Source organism: Pseudaquabacterium rugosum (assembly GCF_038066575.1).
Classification (GTDB): Bacteria; Pseudomonadota; Gammaproteobacteria; order Burkholderiales; family Burkholderiaceae_C; genus Pseudaquabacterium; species Pseudaquabacterium rugosum.
This window is the reverse complement of sequence record NZ_JBBUTF010000038.1, coordinates 23,047-29,763: the sequence shown is the minus strand read 5'-3', so window position 1 is coordinate 29,763 and position 6,717 is coordinate 23,047. Positions and strand designations below refer to the sequence as shown.

Sequence of the window (6,717 nt, the reverse complement as noted above, 5' to 3'; positions counted from 1 at the left end):
CAAGATCCTCGACTTCCGGACCCCGCGCGAGGTCTATATGGAAATCGTCGAGGCGGAGTTGCTCAAACGGGGGCAACGGCAAACTCAAGGTGTTGCACTTCAAGGTTGACACCGCCCTGTCGTTCGGGAGTGGACGACGAAGCCCTTAAAGCTTGCAAAGCAGGGCGACGTTCTCATATGCGTTGTCGGTGCAACGGTTGGAAAGCTGAACCTTTCGATTGACTGCGCCATTGGACGGAGCGTCGCTGCAGTGCGGCCTCGAATTGGCCTCAACACGAAGTACCTGTATTTCATTTTGATGCCCTTCACTTTGCGGCTCCGAAGTGGATCTCGTGGGTCGGCGCAAGGAGTAATTGGAAAAGCCGAGTTATCCGCTATCAAGATAAGAGTGCCGTCCGGCAGCGAGCAATCCCACATCGTCGCCAAAGTCGATGAACTGATGGTGCTGTGCGACCGGTTGGAGGAGCAGCAGCAAGACCGGCGCAAGCTGCAAAACGCCCTGCGCCAGTCCACCCTGCAGGCCCTCGCCAGCGCCGAAAGCCCGCACGAGCTGCAAGAGAGCTGGCAACGCCTGCAAACCCACTTCGGACGCTTGTTCAGTGAACCCGGGGACGTGCGCGATTTCAAGGGACTGGTTCTCGACCTTGCGGTGAACGGTCGCCTTTTGCCGCCCTCAAGCGCTCCTGCTCTCGCTGCTGACTTGATTGACCAAATTGCACGTGCAAGGGTTGCGTGGGCTGACGTGGCCGAAGAACAGGAGAAAAAGGAAGCGGTCGCGATGCTGAAGAAGCTACGCACGCAACACGCAACGGTGCCGAATGCCGCGCTACCCGACCATTGGTGTTGGGCATCGCTCCTCCAGGTGTCTCAGGCCGTGGTGGATTGCCACAACAAGACGGCTCCTTATGTTGAAGAGGGCATTCACCTAGTCCGAACGACCGACATCCGTGATGGGCGTATGGACCTCACCAACACCCGGAAGATCTCGGAGGAAACCTACGCCTACTGGGCACGGCGCATGCCGCCCAAGGCGGGTGACATCTTCTTCACGCGTGAAGCGCCCATGGGGGAGGCAGCCATCGTTCCCGATGGGCAGCGCGTTTGTCTCGGACAACGCAGCATGCTGATCCGGCTTTTTCCTGAGCTGTTCAGCAACCGCTATCTCTTGTATGTCATCCAAAGCCCCAGTTTCCAGTCTCGGATGATCGAGGCGGCCATTGGCATGACGGTGAAGCACCTCCGCGTTGGTGGGGTCGAGGATTTGATGATCCCCGTTCCTCCACGCGATGAGCAAAACCAGATTGTCCAGATCGTTGATCGATTGTTTGAGCTATGCGATCACCATGCAGAAGGCATAGGCCGGAGCCTTCGAGTCGCTGCAAACCTCGCGGGTGCGACTGTTGCAGCACTTACAGGCATAGCCGTTGGTGCAGATGAGGAGCCCCCATTGAAAGCCCCACAAACCGAACTGATCGCCCCTTTGCGTCTGGGTACGTTGCCAGACGTCAAAGACCAGGCCCCACTCGCCACCTTGCTGGCCCGTCACCAAGGCGAGATGTCGGCCCGCGACCTGTGGCAGCGCTTCGGTGGCGAGATTGACGCCTTCTATGTGCAGCTCAAGACCGAGGTAGAGCACGGGTGGATTGAAGACCCTTCTTATGAGCTTGGCCCCAACGCGCCCAAAGGACCAAGGACATACCCAGATGGTGTCCTGGTGGCCAAGATGAAGATCAAACAGGAGGCTTGAGCATGCAGTTGCGGCGCCTGGCGATCCCGAACTTCCGCAACCTGCGCGGCTTGGTCATCGACTTCGCCTCCCACCTCGAACCCCGGACGGGCGCGGCGGGCACGGCCGTACCCAAAGCCATTCGCAGCCACGCGCTGATCGGCCAGAACGGGACGGGCAAGTCCAACCTGATCGAGGCGCTGATCACCATCTTCCGCGACGTGGACCTGGACCGCGACGCGGCGTTCGACTACACGCTGGAATACGAGATCCGTGGGCATGTGGTGCGCATCCAGGCCGACCTGTCCAAACAGCGCCGGCCGTTCGTGTGGGTCGATGGCGACCGGGTCAGTCAGGACTACCTGAACAAGAACGATCCGCAGGACAAGGCGCCACGTGACGAGCGCCGTGGTCCGCGCCTGCTGCCTTCGCACGTGTTCGCCTACTACTCGGGCCGCAACGAGCGCATCGAGGCCCTGTTCCAGGACCACCAGAAGCGCTTCAACCGGCTGCAGGAGATCACCACCGACGAGGTGTTGCCGGAACAGCTGCTGTCGAACTTCAAGGGCACCGAAGCCGACATCCGCGCCATTGAGGAAGCCAAGCAGCGCCGCGAGACGCGGATGAAGCAGGCCGGCGACGATCGCCTGCGCCGCCTGTTCTATTGCCGTGGCGGGCACAGCCAGCTGGTGTTGCTGGCCTGTCTGCTGTCGGACGACCCTGTGTTTCAGAAGGTGCTCAAGAACCTGCACATCGAGTCACTGGAGTCCGCGCTGTTCGTGTTGAAGGAACCGTACCGGCTGCGCGAAAAGCGCCGCAACGGCAAGTTCAACGAGGCGGAGCTGAACGAAGGCGATCCGCGCTTCTGGTTCGCCCGTGGCAGCGTGGTGAGCGAGTTTCTGGACAGCTTGTGGCAGGTGGCCTGGGCGCCCATTGAACAGGAAGTCACCCAGCAGATCGACTTCCGCGGGCGGACCGAGAAGCAGCGCCAGCTGTACCTGTACGTGCCCAACCAGGCCAAGCTGCAGGAGCTGGGCCGCCTGGTCGGCGGCACCGACAGCTTCTTTCGTTATGCCGAGGGCGCCTACATCGGCGACCTGATCGAGGAAGTGCGCATCACCGTCAAGAAGCGCGTGGATGGTAAGGACGGCCACGACGGCAAGGTCAGCTTCACCCAGCTGTCCGAAGGCGAGTTGCAGATGCTCACTGTGCTGGGCTTGATGCGCATGACACGCGAAGACCACTGCCTGTTCCTGCTGGACGAGCCAGACACGCATTTGAACCCGATATGGAAACTACGGTACTTCGACGACATCGAGGGAGTGTTGAACCAGGACGGGGAGGCCTTGATGCAAGGCGCCTCGCAGGTGCTCATCACCACCCACGACCCGATGATGGTCGGCAGCCTCAGGCGCGAGCAGGTGCACATCCTGCGCAGGCAGGGTCAGAAGACCATGGTGGACACGCCCGACGAGCACCCGCAGGGCATGGGCGTCACGGGTCTGCTGAAGAGCGAGCTGTTTGGACTGTCGTCCACGCTGGACACGGAGACCGAGAGGCGCTTGTTTCGCCGCAACGAGCTGTTCGTCAGGCAGCCGCGGACCGTCGAAGAGGACGCTGAGCTTGCCCGCCTGTCGGCCGAGTTGGCGGACCTGGGCTTCTCGACGGCCGACTTTCGCGATCCGGACTACGCACTGTTCGTGCGTCGTATGGCGCAGCACCGAAGGTTCAGGAAGCCGACCCTTTCGCCAGAGGAGCAGGCAGAACAGAGCCGCATTGCCGACGAAATCATCGAGGAGATCTTGCGTGAGGAGGGCCGTGCATGATCTTCATCGACTTGGACAACAAGCTGCCTACGGATGCGGACTTGCCTGCGGAAGTCCGTTGGACGAAGGGTGCCTGGGGCGCCTGGCTTGCTGAGTCTGCACGACTGGTTGGGGAACTTGCCAAGCTCGATGCTGCAGGGATGGTGAAGGACCGCAACGCGTTGATCGACAAGAACAGTGATCATTGGGGCAAGCTGAAGCCTTGGTTGCTTGCCCTCTCCGGCGGAAAGTGCTGGTTTACCGAGGCGCGGGACATCGCTTCGCACCTCGATGTTGAGCACTTCCGGCCCAAGAAGGCAGCCCGCAATGCACGTGGCCCTGAACGTGACGGTTACTGGTGGCTCGCTTTCGACTACATGAACTTCCGAATCGCTGGAACGGTGCCCAACAGGAAGAAGGGGGCATGGTTCCCCTTGCGCCGTGGCTCGCCCTGCTCAAGCTACGGGTGGCGCTGCGAGGGCGACGAAGTGCCGCATTTTCTGGATCCGACCAACGCCCATGACGTGACGCTTCTGGCCTTCGATGAGGAGGGCAAGGCGGTGCCGGCGCCGGGCGTATCTCGCTGGGACTACGTGCGTGTGCGACGGACCGTAGACCGGCTGAAACTCACCGAGCATCAGCTTCTGGCTGAGGAACGCAGAAAGGTCTGGCAGAAGACCGCCAAGTTGCTGGACAAGTACCAGAGGGCCCTTGCTAAGGCGGCGACATCAGCTGCTGCGCGGCACGAGGTCAAGTCCGTGGCATGCGAGATCACATCTCTCACCAAGCCGGAGTCCGAACTCTCTGCCGTTGCGAAGTGGTGCATACGGTATAGCAATCAGCCAAGCCTTCAGCGGCTGATTGCCTGAAGTCAGGCCCCCAACATGCCCATTCACCATGCCATCTGGCGCGTCGGCGAACAGCCGGCGCCACTGGTCGCCACCCGACTGGCCAGCGAGCAGCAGCTCGAAGACATGATCGTGCGGGATCCGCGCATCCTGTCGAGCGAGTGGATGCTCATCGGCCGCCAGGAGGTGACTTCGCACGGCGGGCGCGTCGACCTCTTGGCGATTGCGCCGGACGCCTCGCTGGTGCTGATTGAGCTGAAGCGCGACCGCACGCCGCGCGAGATCATCGCCCAGGCCCTGGACTACGCCTCATGGGTAGAGCAACTGACGCCCGACCGCGTGGCCCAGATCTTCCAGCGGTTCTCCGGTGGCAAGAGCCTAGATGTTGCGTTCCAGGAGCGCTTCTGTGTGGAGCTCGACGAAGAGACCCTCAACCAGTCGCACCAGATCATCATCGTGGCCGCTGAGCTGGATCCGTCCACCGAGCGCATCATCGGCTACCTGAACGCGCGGGACATTGCGATCAACGTCGTGTTCTTCCAGGTCTTCGAGCATGGGGCCGACAAGCTGCTGAGCCGTGCCTGGCTGATTGACCCCGGTGAGACCCAGGCCAACGTGGCGTCCACCACCACGGCCAAGGGTGACAAGGAGCCGTGGAACGGAGAGTTCTACGTGTCTTTCGGCGACGCAGCGTCGCGCAGCTGGGAAGACGCCCGGCGCTTTGGCTACATCAGCGGCGGTGGCGGAAGCTGGTACAGCCAGACCCTGAAGCTGCTGTCGCCGGGCGACCGTGTGTGGGTCAAGATCCCGAAAAAGGGCTATGTCGGCGTTGGCACGGTGCTGGAGTCGGTGCAGCCCGTGAAGGACTTCAAGGTGCAGACGGACAGCGGCGAGCAACCGGCGCTGGTGGCGTTGAAGCATGCCGAGAAGTACCAGCTGACCGCCGACGACCCGGAACGTGCCGAGTACTTCGTGCGGGTGAAGTGGCTCGACACGGTGCCGGAGAACAAGGCCGTCAACGAGGTGGGCTTGTTCGGCAACCAGAACACCGTCTGCCAGCCGACGACGCCCAAGTGGCGGCACACGGTGGAGCGGCTCAAGGCAGCGTTTCCGAAGTGGGCTGACTAGCCCATCGATCAGCGAGTCCGTTCTGCGCCACGGCGCATGGGCACCCGCCGCAGCGACGCCCCGGAACTCCAGCGAGACATCAAAACCCGAACCCACCCCCATCCACATTCATCACCTGCCCCGTGACGAACCGCGCGTCGTCGCTGACGAGGAAGGCCAGGGCGCCGGTCAGGTCCTCGGGCTCTTCGGTGCGGGGGATGAACTGGCGGGCGCGCACGCCATCGAAGGCCTGTTGCGGCAGGTGGGCGGCGCTGCCGGGGTGGCGGGTCAGGCCGGGGGAGATGGCGTTGACGATGCGGCCCCAGCCGCGTTCGGCCATGCCGGCGCTGAAGGCCTGGGCAAGCAGGAAGGAGGCTCATGCCCGTTGGGCGCTGGCGTCGGCGTAGCGCTGCTGGCCCTCTCTCCGCGCGAGGTGTCACCTTACTGAATTTCGTCCATTTCGTCTATTTCGCCTATTGCGCAAGCAAAGCCCGGCGGAAGTACACTGCTCGCATGACACACGCCAAGAAGCTCTCTCCCAGCGCGGCGCGGCGCCGGGGGCTGCCGGCAACGGCTGCGATCGTGTCCGCGTCTGCTGGCGACCTGCGCGCGCAGCTGGTCTCGAAGGCAGCTGTGCCGCCGGGAAAGACCACGCTCAAGGCAGCGTCACCGCCCAGGCGCGGCACGCTTGCCGCGGCACGGCTGGCCAAGGCGCGGCTGAAGGTCAAGGGCGACCAGTGGGTCCCGCAAGAGCCGAGGTCGTCAGTCGCCCGTTTGGCGGACCTGACCGAGCTGACCCAGGGCGATTACCTGGCTCGGCTGCTGGATGTCGTCCGCCAGCGCGTGAGAGTCTCACCCGCGGACGAGCAAGCGCTGCGTGGCGATTTGGTGCAGTTGCTCACGGAGCAAATGGTGAGCCCCCCTGCTCCCGCAGCCACCGCCCAGGCGATGGCTGCGCAAGGCGTGCCCGAAGGGGACTCGGTGCTGACGACGCAAGAGGCCGCTGACCTGGTTGGTGTTTCTCGACCCCACCTCGTCGCGCGTGTGGACGAAGGGGCCATCCCGCTGTTCTCGATGGCAGGCACTCAGCGCCGCGTGCTGCGCTCGGCGGTGCTGGCGTGGAAGGCTCGGGCTCTGGATCAGCAGCAGCAGGCCCGGCGGGCACTCGCGGACGACTTGGACGAGGAAATGCAGCGCGCAGACGCACTGCAAGCCCAGCGAAGCGCCTGAC

The 6,717-nt window shown here is 63.0% G+C and carries 6 protein-coding genes; 5 read left to right on the top strand and 1 reads right to left on the bottom strand.

Annotation, left to right across the window (positions count from 1 at the left end; all coding sequences use genetic code 11):
- The first annotated feature begins 175 nt into the window (after positions 1 to 175).
- Genes AACH11_RS24210 through AACH11_RS24195 form a run of 4 tightly spaced genes read left to right on the top strand, consistent with a single transcriptional unit; the run spans position 176 to position 5,507 of the window.
- Positions 176 to 1,747 (top strand): restriction endonuclease subunit S, encoded by a 1,572-nt coding sequence (locus AACH11_RS24210; protein WP_341376860.1) that lies wholly within the window; start codon positions 176 to 178, stop codon positions 1,745 to 1,747.
- A 2-nt stretch (positions 1,748 to 1,749) separates the two neighbouring features.
- Positions 1,750 to 3,552: an AAA family ATPase gene (locus tag AACH11_RS24205; RefSeq protein WP_341376859.1), complete on the top strand. Its 1,803-nt coding sequence runs from the start codon at positions 1,750 to 1,752 to the stop codon at positions 3,550 to 3,552.
- Entirely contained in the window at positions 3,549 to 4,400 is an 852-nt protein-coding gene (locus AACH11_RS24200) for an HNH endonuclease family protein (protein ID WP_341376858.1), read from the top strand. Before AACH11_RS24205 ends, AACH11_RS24200 begins: the two co-directional genes overlap by 4 nt.
- 15 nt (positions 4,401 to 4,415) lie before the next feature.
- Positions 4,416 to 5,507: an endonuclease NucS domain-containing protein gene (locus tag AACH11_RS24195; RefSeq protein ID WP_341376857.1), complete on the top strand. Its 1,092-nt coding sequence runs from the start codon at positions 4,416 to 4,418 to the stop codon at positions 5,505 to 5,507.
- A 79-nt stretch (positions 5,508 to 5,586) separates the two neighbouring features.
- Here AACH11_RS24195 and AACH11_RS24190 read toward each other — a convergent pair whose 3' ends face one another.
- Positions 5,587 to 5,826: an SDR family oxidoreductase gene (locus AACH11_RS24190; RefSeq protein ID WP_341376856.1), complete on the bottom strand. Its 240-nt coding sequence runs from the start codon at positions 5,824 to 5,826 to the stop codon at positions 5,587 to 5,589.
- A gap of 173 nt (positions 5,827 to 5,999) precedes the next feature.
- Here AACH11_RS24190 and AACH11_RS24185 point away from each other — a divergent pair, with 173 nt between their 5' ends.
- The gene (locus AACH11_RS24185) at positions 6,000 to 6,716 is read left to right on the top strand and encodes an excisionase family DNA-binding protein (RefSeq protein WP_341376855.1); all 717 of its coding nucleotides are present in this window, start codon (positions 6,000 to 6,002) and stop codon (positions 6,714 to 6,716) included.
- Position 6,717: the final 1 nt, after the last annotated feature.